General features: G+C 73.2%; 14 protein-coding genes. 6 read left to right on the forward strand and 8 right to left on the reverse strand.

Going from position 1 to position 13,779, the window contains the following annotated elements; translation table 11 throughout:
- The first annotated feature begins 21 nt into the window (after positions 1-21).
- Positions 22-2,319 (forward strand): SpoIIE family protein phosphatase, encoded by a 2,298-nt coding sequence (locus ACIBEJ_RS05075; protein ID WP_397181296.1) that lies wholly within the window; start codon positions 22-24, stop codon positions 2,317-2,319.
- Here ACIBEJ_RS05075 and ACIBEJ_RS05080 read toward each other — a convergent pair whose 3' ends face one another.
- Genes ACIBEJ_RS05080 through ACIBEJ_RS05095 form a run of 4 tightly spaced genes read right to left on the reverse strand, consistent with a single transcriptional unit; the run spans position 2,320 to position 6,729 of the window.
- Positions 2,320-2,940 (reverse strand): response regulator, encoded by a 621-nt coding sequence (locus ACIBEJ_RS05080; RefSeq protein ID WP_397181297.1) that lies wholly within the window; start codon positions 2,938-2,940, stop codon positions 2,320-2,322.
- A complete protein-coding gene (locus tag ACIBEJ_RS05085) occupies positions 2,937-4,145 on the reverse strand; it encodes a sensor histidine kinase (protein WP_397181298.1) in 1,209 nt (402 codons plus the stop codon). Before ACIBEJ_RS05085 ends, ACIBEJ_RS05080 begins: the two co-directional genes overlap by 4 nt.
- A 32-nt stretch (positions 4,146-4,177) precedes the next feature.
- Positions 4,178-5,992, reverse strand: a complete 1,815-nt coding sequence (locus ACIBEJ_RS05090) for a hypothetical protein (protein ID WP_397181299.1) — start codon at positions 5,990-5,992, stop codon at positions 4,178-4,180.
- Positions 5,977-6,729, reverse strand: a complete 753-nt coding sequence (locus tag ACIBEJ_RS05095) for an ABC transporter ATP-binding protein (protein WP_397181300.1) — start codon at positions 6,727-6,729, stop codon at positions 5,977-5,979. The genes ACIBEJ_RS05090 and ACIBEJ_RS05095 overlap by 16 nt, the downstream gene beginning before the upstream one ends.
- 113 nt (positions 6,730-6,842) lie before the next feature.
- Between ACIBEJ_RS05095 and ACIBEJ_RS05100 the strand changes: the two genes are divergently transcribed.
- Positions 6,843-7,649: an alpha/beta fold hydrolase gene (locus ACIBEJ_RS05100; RefSeq protein ID WP_397181301.1), complete on the forward strand. Its 807-nt coding sequence runs from the start codon at positions 6,843-6,845 to the stop codon at positions 7,647-7,649.
- On the forward strand, positions 7,646-8,104 hold the full coding sequence (locus tag ACIBEJ_RS05105) for a GbsR/MarR family transcriptional regulator (protein WP_397181302.1): 459 nt from the start codon (positions 7,646-7,648) through the stop codon (positions 8,102-8,104). Before ACIBEJ_RS05100 ends, ACIBEJ_RS05105 begins: the two co-directional genes overlap by 4 nt.
- Here the strand turns inward: ACIBEJ_RS05105 and ACIBEJ_RS05110 are convergent.
- On the reverse strand, positions 8,060-8,539 hold the full coding sequence (locus tag ACIBEJ_RS05110; RefSeq protein ID WP_397181303.1) for an ester cyclase: 480 nt from the start codon (positions 8,537-8,539) through the stop codon (positions 8,060-8,062). The two genes, ACIBEJ_RS05105 and ACIBEJ_RS05110, sit on opposite strands and share 45 nt — an antisense overlap.
- A gap of 88 nt (positions 8,540-8,627) precedes the next feature.
- Between ACIBEJ_RS05110 and ACIBEJ_RS05115 the strand changes: the two genes are divergently transcribed.
- Together ACIBEJ_RS05115 and ACIBEJ_RS05120 are read left to right on the forward strand one after the other, a co-directional pair.
- Complete coding sequence (locus tag ACIBEJ_RS05115; RefSeq protein ID WP_397181304.1) at positions 8,628-9,527, forward strand: LysR family transcriptional regulator; 900 nt, start codon at positions 8,628-8,630, stop codon at positions 9,525-9,527.
- A gap of 3 nt (positions 9,528-9,530) precedes the next feature.
- Positions 9,531-9,833 carry a DUF6401 family natural product biosynthesis protein gene (locus ACIBEJ_RS05120; RefSeq protein ID WP_397181305.1) on the forward strand — a complete coding sequence of 101 codons (303 nt, stop codon included), beginning with the start codon at positions 9,531-9,533 and terminating at the stop codon, positions 9,831-9,833.
- Between the two features lie 53 nt (positions 9,834-9,886).
- Here ACIBEJ_RS05120 and ACIBEJ_RS05125 read toward each other — a convergent pair whose 3' ends face one another.
- Together ACIBEJ_RS05125 and ACIBEJ_RS05130 are read right to left on the reverse strand one after the other, a co-directional pair.
- Positions 9,887-10,687, reverse strand: coding sequence for a hypothetical protein (locus ACIBEJ_RS05125; RefSeq protein WP_397181306.1), 801 nt, complete (start codon positions 10,685-10,687; stop codon positions 9,887-9,889).
- 86 nt (positions 10,688-10,773) lie between these two features.
- On the reverse strand, positions 10,774-11,616 hold the full coding sequence (locus ACIBEJ_RS05130; protein ID WP_397181307.1) for a LysR family transcriptional regulator: 843 nt from the start codon (positions 11,614-11,616) through the stop codon (positions 10,774-10,776).
- Between the two features lie 73 nt (positions 11,617-11,689).
- On the opposite strand from ACIBEJ_RS05130, the gene ACIBEJ_RS05135 reads away from it, so the two are divergent.
- Positions 11,690-12,883: an MFS transporter gene (locus tag ACIBEJ_RS05135; RefSeq protein WP_397181308.1), complete on the forward strand. Its 1,194-nt coding sequence runs from the start codon at positions 11,690-11,692 to the stop codon at positions 12,881-12,883.
- Here ACIBEJ_RS05135 and ACIBEJ_RS05140 read toward each other — a convergent pair.
- Positions 12,852-13,733, reverse strand: coding sequence for a nuclear transport factor 2 family protein (locus ACIBEJ_RS05140; RefSeq protein WP_397181309.1), 882 nt, complete (start codon positions 13,731-13,733; stop codon positions 12,852-12,854). The genes ACIBEJ_RS05135 and ACIBEJ_RS05140 overlap by 32 nt on opposite strands.
- Between the last annotated feature and the right edge of the window lie 46 nt (positions 13,734-13,779).

A 13,779-nucleotide genomic window follows, 5' to 3' on the forward strand; every position in this document is an offset into this window, starting at 1 on the left:
ATGGAAGGAGCCGAGCACAGCGTGACGTCCGACAACGTCGGCCGGCTGGCCGCCACCATCGGCAGGCTGCGCGAGCAGATCACCCGGGCGCAGCACGCCGCCGAGGGCAGGGCGCTGCTGGAGATGGCCAAGGGCATCCTGGTCGAGCGGTTGCAGTGCGGGCCCACCGAGGCGGCACTCCAGCTCCACGCCCTGGCCGAGCGGGCCGGGCTCAAGCCGCTCGAACTGGCCGCCGACCTCATCAACCAGGCCGCCCAGGACCGGCTGACGCAGGTCGCGCACGACCTGCGGGCCGCCGGCACGCCACCCCCGTCGGTCGCGGTACGGCTGCGCGAGGCCGAGAGCGGCGTCCTCGGCGCCACCGACAGCCAGCGGGTCGCCGAGTCGCTGCTGGAGCACGCGCTCACCCCGCTGGGCGCCACCGCGGTCGCGCTGTGGGCGGCCGGGGCCGACGCCTCGCTGACGCTGGCCGCCTACGCCGGGCACAGCGCCGAGGAGGCCAGACGGTGGCGGTACGTGCCGCCGGGCGTGGCCACCCCCGCGCGGCGCGCCCTGGTCGAGCGGCGTGCCGTGTGGTTCACCGACCTGGCGCGGGCCGCGCTGCCCACGATCGGGCACCGGCCGGCCGATCCGGCGGGGCGCGTGGTGGTGCCCGCGGGCACCGGCGGGCGCATCCTGGGCGTGCTGGAGATCAGCTGGCCGTACCCGCTGGAGGAGCAGCCGCCGGCCATCCACCGCCAGATCGAGGCGCTGGCCGAGCTGTGCGCGCACACGCTGGAGGAACGCACCTGCTCGTCAGGCGCCCCCGACCACTCGGAGCTGGTCGAGCTGGCCGACTCGCTGGCCGACCCCGCGCTGCTGCTGCGCCCGGAGCTGGACGAGGACGGGCGGCTGGCCGACTTCCGCATCCACCACGCCAACGCGCGCTTCGCCGACCCGGCGGGCCGCCCCCGCACGGTGGTCACCGGCACGCTCCTGCTGGAGGCCTATCCGGCCGCCGCCGAGGAGCACGGCCTGTTCGAGAAGATCGAGCACGTCTACGCCACCGGCGAGACGTTCAAGACCGACCGCATGACGCTCACCGCCCAGATCGAGAATGTGCCGCTGACCAGCATGGGGGCGGTCAGCATCACCCGGCACGGCGGCAGCGTGCTGATGATCTGGCGGGTGCGCGACGAGTCGCTCCGCCTGGCCGGCCTCCTGCAGCACGCCCAGCGGCTGGGCCGGGTCGGCGGGTTCGAGGAGGACGTGCAGACCGGCGAGATCACCTGGAACGCCCAGCTCTACGAGATGCACGGGCTCACGCCCGGCGAGCGGCCGATCCCCCTGGAGTTCCTGCGCGAGTACGCCCATCCGGACGACGCCACGGCCATCGGCCGCTTCCTGCGCGCGGTGCTGCACCACCGGCGGGCGGACTCGGTCTCCTTCCGGCTGCGCCGCCCCGACGGCAGCACCAGGCACATCCGGGTCATCGCCGAACCGGTCTTCGGCGACGGGGACCGGCTGCTCGCCATCCGGGGCGCGTACCAGGACATCTCCGCGCAGCACTGGACGGAGGTCGCGCTGGCCGCGACCCGCGACCAGCTCGCCCACTCCGAGCAGCGGGCGGCCGAGCGCAACCGGCTCACGCTGCAGCTCCAGCACGCGATCATGCCGCCCGCGCAGGGGCCGGTCGAGGCGTTCGGCCTCGACATCGCCGTGCGCTACCGCCCCGCCGAGGAGGTCCACCTGGTCGGCGGCGACTGGTACGACGCGGTCGTCCTGCCGTCCAAGAAGGTGCTGCTCTCGCTGGGCGACGTGGCCGGGCACGGGATCGAGGCCGCCACCGGCATGGTCGTGCTGCGCAACGCGCTGCGCGGCCTGGCCACCACCGGCGCCGGACCCGCGCAGCTCATGACCTGGCTGAACCTGGTCACCCACCACCTGACCGACCGGGTCACCGCGACCGCCGTCTGCTGCCTGTACGACTCGGAGACCCGGGTCCTGCAGTGGGCCAGGGCGGGCCATTTGCCGCCGGTCCTGGTACGCGGCGGGCGGGCCGCCGAGCTGCCGATGATCGACGGGCTGATGCTGGGCGTGGTCGCGGAGACCGGCTACGTGGCGGGCACCGTACAGCTTGAGCGGGACGACGTGCTCCTGCTCTACACCGACGGGCTCATCGAGCGGCGCGACATCACGCTGGAGCAGTCGCAGGAGCACCTGCTCTCGCTGCTGAGCCGGCCCGACGCCCACCTCGAGCACACCCTGGACCGGCTGCTCACCCACAGCAACTCCGACACCGACGACGACACCTGCCTCATAGGGGTCGCCATCCGCTGACTAGCTGAGCAGGCCGCGGCGGTAGCCCTCGCCGACGGCGGCGGCCCGGTCGCGGACGCCGAGCTTGTCGTAGATGTGCAGCAGGTGGGTCTTGATGCTGGCCTCGCTGATGAACAGCTTGGCGGCGGCCTGGCGGTTGGAGGCGCCGTCGGCGACCAGGGCCAGGACCTGGAGCTCGCGGTCGGTGAGCGCGGCCTTGACCGGTCTGCGCACCTGGCCCATCAGGCGGCCCGCGACGGAGGGGGACAGGACCGGCTCTCCGGCGGCCGCGGCGCGGACGGCGCGCAGCAGCTCGTCGGTGGGGGCGTCCTTGAGCAGGTAGCCGGTGGCGCCGGCCTCGATGGCGGGCAGCACGTCGGAGTCGCCGTCGAAGGTGGTCAGGACGAGGGTCTTGATGTGGGGGTGGGAGCGGCGCAGGGCGGTGATGGCGGCGACGCCGTCCATCTCCGGCATGCGCAGGTCCATGAGGACGACGTCGACCTCCAGCGCGGCGGCGCGCTCGACGCCCTCGCGGCCGTTGGCGGCCTCGCCGGCGACGTCGATGTCGGCCTCGGCCTCGAAGGCGGCGCGCAGGCCGTCGCGGACGATGGGGTGGTCGTCGACGATGAGCAGGCGGATCATTCGGGGTTTCCTTGGAGAGCGGGGACGGTGGCGCTGATGGCGGTGCCCTCACCGGGCGTGCTCTCGATCTCCAGAGAGCCGCCGACGCCGCGCAGGCGTTGTCTCATGCTGCTGAGGCCGAATCCCTTGCCGTCGGGGTTGTGGATGCCGGCGCCGTCGTCGCGGATGTCGAGCAGGACGACGGGTCCGGCGTAGGAGAGGGTGAGGCCGGCGCGGGTGGCGCCCGCGTGCTTGGCGACGTTGGCGAGCGCCTCCTGGGCGACGCGGAACAGCGTGACCTCGATGGCGGGGCTGAGCATGACGCGCTCGCCGGTCACCTCGACGTGCAGGTCGACGCCGGTGGTCCTGGTCCAGTTGCGGGCCAGGGTGGTCATGGCCTCGGGGAGGTGGGCGTCCTCCAGTTGGTGGGGCTGGAGGGCGGCGACGGAGCGGCGGGCCTCGGTGAGGCTGTCGCGGGCCAGAGTGAGCGCGAGGTCGAGGTGGGCGGCCGAGTCCTCGACGCGCTGGGCGGCGCGGAGCTGGGTGATGATGCCGGTCAGGCCCTGGGCGAGGGTGTCGTGGATCTCGCGGGCCATGCGCTGGCGCTCGTCGAGGATGCCGGCCTGGTGGGCCTGGGTGAGGAGCTGGGCGTGGAGGCCGGCGTTCTCCTCCAGGGCGATCTGGAGGTCGCTGAGCGCCTTGCGGTACTTGCGCTGCCGGTCCTCGATCCTGATGCCGGCGATCTGGCCGCCGCCGATGGCGACGGTCTGCACGGCGATGATCGCCAGGTGGAAGGCGATGAGCTGGGGGGTGGCCTGGGTCCAGTCGAGCGAGGAGCCGTACAGGACGGACGAGGTGGCGGCGACGGCGGCGAAGGTCCACTTGGAGGGCGCGAAGTGGGCGGCCAGGAAGAAGCCGGAGATGCAGTAGATGACGAAGATCGGGTCGTGGATCGTCAGCAGCGCGGCGGTGACCAGGACGCCGACGAAGTGCACGGTGATCGCGGCCCGCCGCCCGTGCAGGGCGGCGGGCAGGAGGGTACGCGCGCCCAGGAGCCAGGCGAGGGCCAGGGCGGTGAGCAGCAGGATGCGCGCGATGCCGCCTTCTGCCTGGCCGGGGGAGGCCAGGCTGATGACGAGGGAGGTGGCGAGCGTGAGGAACGGGACGATCTCGACGAGGCGCTCGAAGCGTCGTTCCCAGGTGGAGAGCGGGAAGGGGTCGTTCATGCGGGTCCTCTCCTCTCTGGACGAACGACGTTTCAGCTGGTGGCCGAGGACGAGCTTAGGCGTATGGGGATGAGGATGGCGTAGCCGTACATGAGCAGCCCCAGGGCGATCATGAAGATGATCGTGGGCCACTGCCACACCGGCGGGAGATGAAGGGCGAGGAACCAGGAGCGGGTCTCGATGCCGAAGATCTTCATGATCATGGGGACGAGCCCCTGGGGGAACAGGGGCAGCCAGGCGATGGTGTAGCAGATCGTGACGCCGATGCGGTGCTGGACGGGGAGGTCCGCGGTGGTGGGTTTGTCGGCCTGGGGTGCCGGGCCGTGCTTCATGAGGTTGAGCAGATCGATCCCGTGGTTCTCGAGCCTGCGGTAGGCGATCCTGCCGAGTCCCCAGGCGGTGAGGGCGCCGGTCAGCACGCCGGTGGCGATGCCGGCCCAGGGGTGCAGGAGGATGGCGCCGGCGGTGGGCAGGGCGGCGGTGGGGACCGCGATGAGCATGAGCCAGGCCAGGCCGGTCTCGGCGCTCTCGTCGGCGCCGGTGCTGAGCGGGTTGCCGCCGCGCTTGTGGGGGTCGGTGCCGGGGACGAGCGAGGTGACGGCGAGCAGGACGACGAGCCCGGCGCCGCCGCCGAGCAGGGCGGGGAGCAGGCCGAGCACCCACGGCCAGGCCCAGGTCTGGCCGCTGACGAGGGTGCCGCCCAGGGAGAGGACGACCGCGGCCGGGCCGACGACGAGGAGCCAGGCCAGTTGGCGGCCGCGTACGTCGGCGCGTTCGGCGCCGGGGGTCATGAGGGTGAGCCAGAGGGCGGTCCCGTCGGCGCCGTAGAGGTTGGCCGAGGTGGCGGCGGCCATCACGATCGCGATGAGTCCCGTGAAGGGGACCATGACCCAGGTGCCGATGGTGAGGAGCAGGAGGGGGGTGACGATGGCGAAGGAGAAGGCGGTGGCCAGGAGCTGGATGCGGACGAGGTCGCGCCACCAGGCGCGCAGTTCCTTGGCGGCGGTGAGGCGGGCGCCGCTGGTCGTGGGGAAAGGACGGGGCGTGCCGCGGCGGGGCGGCACACCGCCGCGTACGGCCGAGACGACGCGCCGCGACAGCAGTACGGCCCAGACGGCCAGGAGGAGGGCGATCACGCCGGCGGAGGCGGCGAGGATGGCGAGGGCCAGGGGCCACGGGGCCTCGATGGCGGCCACGCCCCAGCCGGAGGGCAGGACGCGGAACAGGACGTGGAACCACGCCGTGGTGTCGGTGCCGCCCAGCGCCACGACGAGTGCCCAGCCGTTGCCGCTCAGCCCGATGGCGGTGCCGACCACGACGCCGACGGCGGCGGCGGTGGCGCGGGATCGGACGAACAACCCGATGAGCGCCACGATGACGCGGGAGATCATCACCATGGTGACGAGCGTGGTGACGGCTGCCGCCAGGCCGATGAGCACTCCGGCCGGGCCGAAGCGCCAGCCGTACACGGGCAGGGACAGCAGGGCGATGAGGTTGACGGCCGGCGCGGGGCCGGCGAAGGCCCCGGCGAGCAGCGCCGCGGCGATCCGGCCGGGCGCGGCCGGGAGCATGGAGAAGTACTCGGGGCGCAGGGCCTCGTTGCCGCCGCCGATGAGGATGGGGCCGAAGATCCAGCCGGAGAGCCAGGCGGCCAGCGTGAGGGGCAGGTAGGCGGGCCACAGGACGGCGACGGCGATCGTCGCGAAGGCCAGGATGAGTCCGGCCGAGACGCCGGTGTAGAGGTTGGCGGCGTTGTCGCCGCGCAGGGAGTTGCGCATGAGGGCCAGCCGCATGCGGATCATGTGCTGCGCCAGGGCGGGCGGGCCGGGGGTCAGGAGGTGAGCCATGCCAGCCCCTCCGTTCCTCCGGTGCGGGCGCCGACGAGGTCGACGAAGGCGTCTTCCAGGGTCGCGGCGCCGCGTACGTCGTCCAGCGGCCCGGCGGCCACCACGCGGCCGTCGGAGATGACGCCGACGTGGTCGCAGATCTGCTCGACCAGGGCCATCACGTGGCTGGAGATGATCACGGAGCCGCCGCCGGCGGCGAACCTGCGCAGGATGGTCCTGATCGAGGCCGCGGAGACGGGGTCGACGGCCTCGAAGGGCTCGTCCAGGACGAGCAGGCGGGGCGCGTGCAGGAGCGCGACGGCCAGGCCGATCTTCTTGCGCATGCCGGTGGAGTACTCGATGACCAGGGTCCGCTCGGCGGAGTCGAGTTCGAGGACCTGGAGGAGTTCGTCGGTACGCTCGGCGACGACCGCGGGCGGCAGGCCGCGCAGCAGGCCGAGATAGGTGAGGACCTCGCGGCCGGTGAGCCGTTCCGGCATGGCGTTGCCGTCGGGCAGCACGCCGATCAGGGACTTGGCCTGGACTGGGTCGCCCCAGACGTCCACGCCGAAGATCTCGGCGCGGCCGGCGTCGGGGCGCAGCAGGCCGACGGCCATGGCGAGGGTGGTGGTCTTTCCGGCGCCGTTCGGGCCGACCAGTCCGTAGAAGGAGCCGGCCGGAACGGTGAGGTCGACGTCGTTGACGGCCACGTGGTCGCCGAAGACCTTGCGGAGTCCGATGGTGCGGAGAGCGGGCATGCATTGAGCATCGCGCCGGTGAAGGGGGTGGCGGATCGTCCGGGCGGGGAGCGGGACGGTGGATTCCGGCATCAACCGATCGGTTGATGCCAAATATTTAGTAGATTGTGAATATGGCAAATCTGAATGGCGTGCTGACCCTGGACGGCTGTGACCTGCGCTACGCCGACGACGGGGGAGACGGCCCGCCGGTGGTGTTCACGCACGGCGCGGGCGCCGATCATGTGATGTTCGACGAGCAGCGCCGCCATCTGCGCGCGCGGGGCCATCGCGTGGTCGTCTGGGACCTGCGCGGCCACGGCCGCTCCCGCCCGGCCGGCGCCCCCTTCACCGCCGAGCGGGCCGTCGCCGACCTGTGCGCGCTGATCGAGCACCTGGGTCTGGTACGCCCGGCGCTGGCCGGTCAGTCCCTGGGCGGCAACCTGAGCCAGGCCGTCGTTCGGAGCCACCCGGACCTCGCCCGCGCCCTGATCGTCATCGACTCCACCTGGAACGCGGGCCCGCTGACCCGCTGGGACCGGCTGCTGCTGAAAGCCGCGGCCCCCACCCTGTCGGCGCTCCCGCGGGCGTGGCTGCCGCGGCTGATGGCCGACGCGTCCGCGCGCACGCCCGGCGCCCGCGCCGACGCGCGGCGAGCCTTCGCGCTGCTGTCGAAGAAGGAGTTCGTCCAGGTGTGGCGGGCGACCGTGGACCTGCTCGCGCCCGAGCCCGGCTACCGGACCCCGGTGCCCCTGTGCCTGATCCGCGGCGAGCACGACCGCACGGGCAACATCGCCGCGGCCATGCCCCGATGGGCGCGGGCCGAAGGCGTCACCGAGATCGTCGTTCCCGGGGCCGGGCACATCTCCCCCCAGGACAACCCGCCCGCGGTCAGCGCGGCGATCGAGACGTTCCTGCACGCGGGGCGGGAGGTCCGATGAGCGACCCGCGGCGCCGCGCGTTCGTCCTGTCGGTGGGCGACCTGCTGGCCTCCTGGAACCTGCCGCACGCCACCGGCCGCGTCTACGGGCTGCTGCTGGTCAGCGAGGAACCGGTCTCGCTCGACGCCATCGCCGCCGAGCTCGAACTGAGCAAGGGCGCGGTGAGCACCGCGGTGCGCCAGCTCGACTCCTGGGGGCTGGCCAGGGTGATCCCGCAGCCCGGCAGCCGCAGGCTCCTGATCGAGGCCGTCGCCGGGATCGAGTCGCTGCTGGAGGCCAGCCACGCCCGCGCCAGGACCCTCATCGCCGCCCTGCGCGAGGGCGAGAGCCTCCTGCGCTCGGGACCGGCCCGCGAGCGGCTCCACGACGTGATCGGCCTGTTCGACGGCTACGTCGAGGTCGGCGACAGGCTACTGGCCGCCCACCGCCGCCGTGGCGGGCCCGCCGGTTCCTGAGGCGGTGAGCCGGCGCAGCAGGCCGCGGTTGTCGGTGCGCACCCACTCCTCGACGAGGCGGCCCCGGTCGTCGAAGCGGAAGATGTTGATGAGGTCGAACACGACGCGCTCGCCGTTGGGCGGCAGCGGGCCGGCCGGCGACTGGGTGAACTCGCGGACGAAGGTGCCCTCGATCCAGGTCTGGCAGGCCAGGAAATCGCCTTCGGCCACGATGACGCCGCGCCTGATCGACCGGTCGTCGAAGGCCGCGCGCACGGCCGCGAAGTAGTCGCTGAGCCCGGCGAAGTCGGATTCGAAGCCGTCGGGGCCGTGGAAGCGGAAGTTCTCGGTGTCGAAGTACGACGCCGCCTCGTCCAGGTCCTCGCCCGACACCTCCAGCTCACCGGCGCGGATCAGTCGGGCCACGAGCTCGTCGCGGGTGAAAGTTCTCGTCATGTCCACCAGCCTGCCTTCTGCCGGGTCATGCGGTCCAACGATGATTCGGCACCGCTCCCATGACGAACACGCATGCTAGGTTCCGGCCATGGCGGAGTTCACCATCACCGGCCTGCGCGTCGTCCACCAGGTCGCCACCGCCGGGTCCTTCACCCGGGCCGCGGAGCAGCTCGGCTACACCCAGTCGGCCGTCTCCCGGCAGGTCGCCGCCATGGAGAGCGCCGCCGGGGCGCGGCTGTTCGACCGCAGGGGACGCGGCGTGGCGCTCACCCCGGCGGGCCAGGTGCTCCTGCGGCGCGCGGACGAGACGCTCGCCGGGCTGGCGGCGACCGAGCTGGAGCTGGCGAGCCTGCGCGACCGGCTCGCCGGCCGCCTGGCGGTCGGCGCCTACCCCACCGCCGCCATGGCGCTGGTGCCGCGCGCGATGGCGCAGGTGACCTCCGGTCACCCGGGCCTGGCCGTGGACCTGGAGGAGGCGGCCACGCCCGCACTGCTGCGGCGGCTGCGGGCCGGGCGGCTGGACGTGGCGGTCATCGGGGTCGGCCAGGGGCTGCCCGACTACGACCTGACCGAGCTCAGCCAGACGCCGCTGCTCCAGGGCGAGCTCCTGGTGGCCGTGCCCGCCACGCACCGCTTCACCGGCCACGCCCGCGTCACCGTCCAGGACCTCGCCAGGGAGCACTGGATCGCGGGGGACGGCGCGCCGGGCGAACCGCAGTTCGGCGCCTGGCCGACGCTGACCGACCCGCGCATCGCCCACACCGCGCGGAGCTGGTCGACCCGCCTCGGCCTTGTCGCGGCGGGCCTCGGCATCACGGTCATCCCCAGCCTGGTCCTGCCCGCCCTGCCCGCGGGCGTGCGGGCCGTGGGCGTCACCGACAGCCGCTGGAGCGGCCGCGCCACCGCCGCCGTGACCCGTCCGCGGCCCTCCGCCCAGGCGCGGGCGATGGTGACGGCCCTGCGCGAGCAGGCCGCGGGCCTATCATGAGGCGTGGCGGATCTGGTGTGGGTGGAGCGCGTCCGGTCGGAGTTCGCCCAGTGGGTGCTCGACCTGCGGGCCGAGCACCCGGGAGTGGGCGCGCTGCTCGATCAGCACATGGCCGCCGTACGGCAGGCCATCACCTCGGCAGGCGAGCAACTGAGCCCTCCGGCGCTGATCGGTTACCTCATCGGCTTCTGGGACGGGGCGCGGGAGGTGGGCTGGCGGCCCCGGCCTCCCGGCGGGCCGCTCGACTTCGCGACCCTGAGGATGAGCGCGGTCTGCCTGATGCTCGACTCCCCGCGCCCCGCCTGATGCTCCGCGTGTCCCGCCTGATGCTCGACTGCGCGCGCGCCGCCTGGGGCGGCTCAGACCTCGCCCGGCCGCGCCTGCTGCTCCGCCCGGTTCGGGATCTCCTGCGTGGCGTCCACGTCCGGTGCGGGCTCGACGTTGGACAGCGCGTCCCTGCGGCCCCTGTCGTAGGTGGCGGCCTGCGTCCTGATGACCCCGGCCTCCGACTCGGCCCTGGTCAGCCAGCCCTCCCAGCGCCGCTGCATCGGCCGCACCAGCCCGCCGCCGACGCCGACGACGAGGATGCCCGCGACCGTGGCCAGGAAGGCGATCAGCACCGGGGTGGTGACCGTGGTGGCCACCTCGATCTGGTTGAGGGCGGCGATCACGCCGAGGGCCAGGATGAACACGTACGCGACGGTGGCCAGCGTCCTGCCGTACGACAGGCTGCCGAGCGCGGAGGAGACGATGTCCTTGACCGCGCTGCCGATCGCCGCGGCGACGACCACGATGACGATCGCCACGGCCGCCTTGGGCAGCCAGGCCACGATGGCGGTGAGCAGGGCGCTGATCGGGTTGGGCCCGAACACCGAGAAGGAGAGCTGCAGCGTGATCAGCAGCACGGCGTAGAAGACGATGGCCGCGATCAGGCCCGAGGCGTCGTAGCGGCTGCCGGCCAGCATCCGGCCCACGCCGCCGCGCTCGACCCACCGGTCGAAGCCGACACGCTCCAGCACCATGTCGACGCCTTTGCGCAGCAGCTTGGCCACCAGCCAGCCGACCAGCAAGATCACCAAGAACGCGAGGAACTTGGGGACGAAGGTCGCGACCGAGGTCCAGGCGTCGGCCAGCCCCCTGCGCCAGTCTTCGGGGTTCATGGTCGTGGATCCTTCCTGCCGTCGAGTGCGTGGACCCTCGCCTGCCCCGCCAGATGGCGGCCATGCTCGGGTGACGGCGCGGAAGCTCAGATCATGCGGCGCAGCGCGGTCTCCACGGCGTCGGTCAGCGGGTCGCCCTTGGAGCGCGGGTGGCGGGCGAGGCCGAGTTCGACGTCCGGCAGGGCGGGCAGGGCGCCGGTGTCGTGGCAGGCCATGGAGGGGTCGAGGTTGGCGGGCATGAGGGCCGCGACGCCGAGCCCGGCCCGCAGCGCGGCGAGCACGGCGACCAGGCTGTTGCTCTCGAACGCCACCTTCCAGCGGCGGCCGGCGCGCTCCAGCGACTCCAGCACGGACGTGCGCCAGAAGCACGGGTTGGAGAACAGCACCACGGGCAGCGGATCGGCGGCCACGTCGGCGCCCTGGCCGAGCGCCCAGACCAGCGGGCGGCGCACGGTCCAGCGCGGCGGGCCGGGCACGCTCGTCACCTCGTTGAGCACCAGGTGCACCCGGCCCGCGTCGTAGGCCTCGCGCATCGCGGCTCCCGGCAGGCTGAGCACCTCCAGCGTCGCTCCGGGGTGCAGCCGGGCCAGGTCGGCGAGGGCCTGCGGAAGCTGGGAGGCGGACAGGTCCTCCAGCAGCCCGACGCCGCAGTGGCCGGTGAGCGCGCGGCCCGCCTGGGTGAGCGCCTGCTGGGACAGCGACAGGATGCGCTCGGCGTAGGGCAGCAGCTCTGCTCCGGCGCGGGTCGGGGAGACGCCGGCCGGTGAGCGGTACAGCAGCGGGCGGCCGACGGCGCTCTCCAGCCTGCGGAGCTGCTGGCTGAGCGCGGGCTGCGTCTGGCCGAGCGTGGAGGCGGCCCGGCTGATGCTGCCCTGCCGCACGGCGGTGACGAACGACCGCAGCAGGGCCGTCTCGAGGTCCCTGGACATAAATCCTCATTATGCCAGCCCCAACGAATTAACGACTTCCTATGGCCCGGCGTGGTGACCTAGCGTCACCAGGGTGACCGGATACCGCCAGGTGCTCGCGGTGCCAGGCATGGCGCCGCTGCTCGGCGTCTCCCTGCTCGCGCGCACCGCGATCACCGCCGACGCGATGGCGCTGACCATGCACGTCGTGTTCGGCCTGGACATGAGTTACGCGGCGGCGGGCGGGGTCGCGGCGACGCTGACCGCGGGGTTCGCGCTGGGCGGGCCGCTGCTCGGCCGCATGATGGACGCGCGGGGGTTGCGCGCCGTACTGCTGGTCACGGTCATCCCGCAGGCGGTGTTCTGGGTGAGCGCGCCGGCGCTGCCGTACGTGGTCCTGCTGGGCGTCTCCTTCCTGGCGGGGCTGCTGATGGTGCCGGTCGTGCCGGTGACCAGGCAGGCGATGTCCGCGATGACGACCCTGGAACAGCGCAGGGCCGCGTTCGTGCTGGACGCGGTGGCCGGGGAGCTGTCGTACATGATCGGGCCCGCGGTGGTGATCGTCTGCGCGGCGCGGCTGTCGCCCGAGGTGACGGTCTGGGGGGTCGGCGCCGCGATCGTGGCGGGCGGAGTGGGGCTCGCGCTGCTCGATCCGCCGCTGCGCGCCGAGGACGAGCCCGAGGCCGGTACGGCCGGCCGCCCCCGCCGCCGGGACTGGCTGGGCGCGCGCATGATCGCGGTGCTAACGATGGCGGTCGGCACCGCGATGCTGCTCAGCGGTGTCGACCTCGCGATCGTCGCCGTGCTGGAAGAGGCCGGTCAGGTGGCCTGGGCCGCCGTCGTCGTCGCGGTGTTCGGGGCGTCCTCCATCGCGGGCGGGCTGGTGTACGGCGCGCTGCCCCGGTCACTGCCGACGTGGTTGCTGCTCGGCCTGCTCGGCCTGGTGACGATCCCGGCCGGGCTGGCCGGCGACTGGCCCTGGCTGTGCGTGGCCGTCGTCGGCGCCGGGCTGCTGACCGCGCCGACGCTGTCCACGATGTCCGACGCGGTGAACCGGCTGGCCCCGGCCGGCGTCCGGGGCGAGGCGACCGGGCTGCAGGCGTCGGCGGCGGGCGCGGGCTTCGCGCTCGGCGCGCCCCTGGTCGGGATGGCGATCGACGTCTCCGCGCCCGCCGGCGGTTTCGCCGCCGCCGGGCTGGCCGGGCTCGCCGCCGCCCTCGCGGGCGGCCTGCTGTGGCGCCGCAGGCCGGCGCCGGTCACTTGTGGTCGTTCTCGGTCAGGGGGATGACATACGCCCGGCGTTCGCGGATCAGGCCGTCGCGCATCACGAACACCTCGGCCATGGCGGCGCGCAGCACGGAGCCGTCCTTCTGCAGCGCCTCCAGGGTCATCTCCGCCATGACGACGTCGTCCTGTTCGACCATCCGGGTGATCGTCACCTTCGGGGGTACGCCGGCCGGGTCGGGCCCCTCGATGTTGGCGTCGTAGGCCGCCTTGCCGGTGATCCGGTAGTGGCCGAACACGGTCCACTCGATGTCGTCGGTCAGGCACGCGAGGATCTGCTCGTGGTCGGAGGCGTTGAATCCGGTGATGTACCGCTCGACGACGCGCTTGTTCTCGGACATGGTCTCTCCTCGTGGTTCCCGGTCGTTCACGGAGGGGTCGGCGCCGGTCGGGCGTTCTCGACGTGCCCGCGCATCTTTCCGGTGAAAAGGGTCTGGGGGAGAAGCGCGGCGAGGGCGGCGGCCACGATCGCCGGCCAGGGAGTCTCGAACGCGACCCGCGCCGGGTCGTTCCACGAGGTGGACACGGACAACGGCCACACCAGCGACATCCTGCTGCGCGGCGGTGAGGGTGTCGGGCTCGCCGGGCCTGGGCAGCCGGGCGGGTTTGACCTCGATGCGCAGCCCGGACTGGGCATACAGCAGCTTGACCGCGGCCAGCGCCTGGTTGATCGAGGCGGGCGAGGCCTTGCCCCGCACGAGGTGCCGGCGCCAGCCGGTGACCGCGGCCTCGGCGCCGACAGTGTCGGTGAAGGCGTGGTCGTGCCCGGCGGCCTCGGCCGTCCCGGTCAGCCAGGCGGTGTAGGCGGAGCTTGCCGCTTGTAGGCCTTGACCGTGTTGGCCGACAGTTTGCACCGATCGAGGTGCCGGTGCGCGGCGGCCAGCGCCTGCTCGGCGGCCG

This window comes from Nonomuraea sp. NPDC050790 (assembly GCF_044456745.1).
Taxonomy (GTDB): domain Bacteria; phylum Actinomycetota; class Actinomycetes; order Streptosporangiales; family Streptosporangiaceae; genus Nonomuraea.

Coding starts and splice junctions, on each gene's coding strand:
- ACIBEJ_RS05085 (WP_397181298.1), bottom strand. CDS start 4,145: ATGAACGACCCCTTCCCGCTCTCCACCTGGGAACGACGCTTCGAGCGC.
- ACIBEJ_RS05130 (WP_397181307.1), bottom strand. CDS start 11,616: ATGTCCAGGGACCTCGAGACGGCCCTGCTGCGGTCGTTCGTCACCGCC.
- ACIBEJ_RS05125 (WP_397181306.1), bottom strand. CDS start 10,687: ATGAACCCCGAAGACTGGCGCAGGGGGCTGGCCGACGCCTGGACCTCG.
- ACIBEJ_RS05115 (WP_397181304.1), top strand. CDS start 8,628: ATGGCGGAGTTCACCATCACCGGCCTGCGCGTCGTCCACCAGGTCGCC.
- ACIBEJ_RS05080 (WP_397181297.1), bottom strand. CDS start 2,940: ATGATCCGCCTGCTCATCGTCGACGACCACCCCATCGTCCGCGACGGC.
- ACIBEJ_RS05105 (WP_397181302.1), top strand. CDS start 7,646: ATGAGCGACCCGCGGCGCCGCGCGTTCGTCCTGTCGGTGGGCGACCTG.
- ACIBEJ_RS05100 (WP_397181301.1), top strand. CDS start 6,843: ATGGCAAATCTGAATGGCGTGCTGACCCTGGACGGCTGTGACCTGCGC.
- ACIBEJ_RS05095 (WP_397181300.1), bottom strand. CDS start 6,729: ATGCCCGCTCTCCGCACCATCGGACTCCGCAAGGTCTTCGGCGACCAC.
- ACIBEJ_RS05110 (WP_397181303.1), bottom strand. CDS start 8,539: ATGACGAGAACTTTCACCCGCGACGAGCTCGTGGCCCGACTGATCCGC.
- ACIBEJ_RS05090 (WP_397181299.1), bottom strand. CDS start 5,992: ATGGCTCACCTCCTGACCCCCGGCCCGCCCGCCCTGGCGCAGCACATG.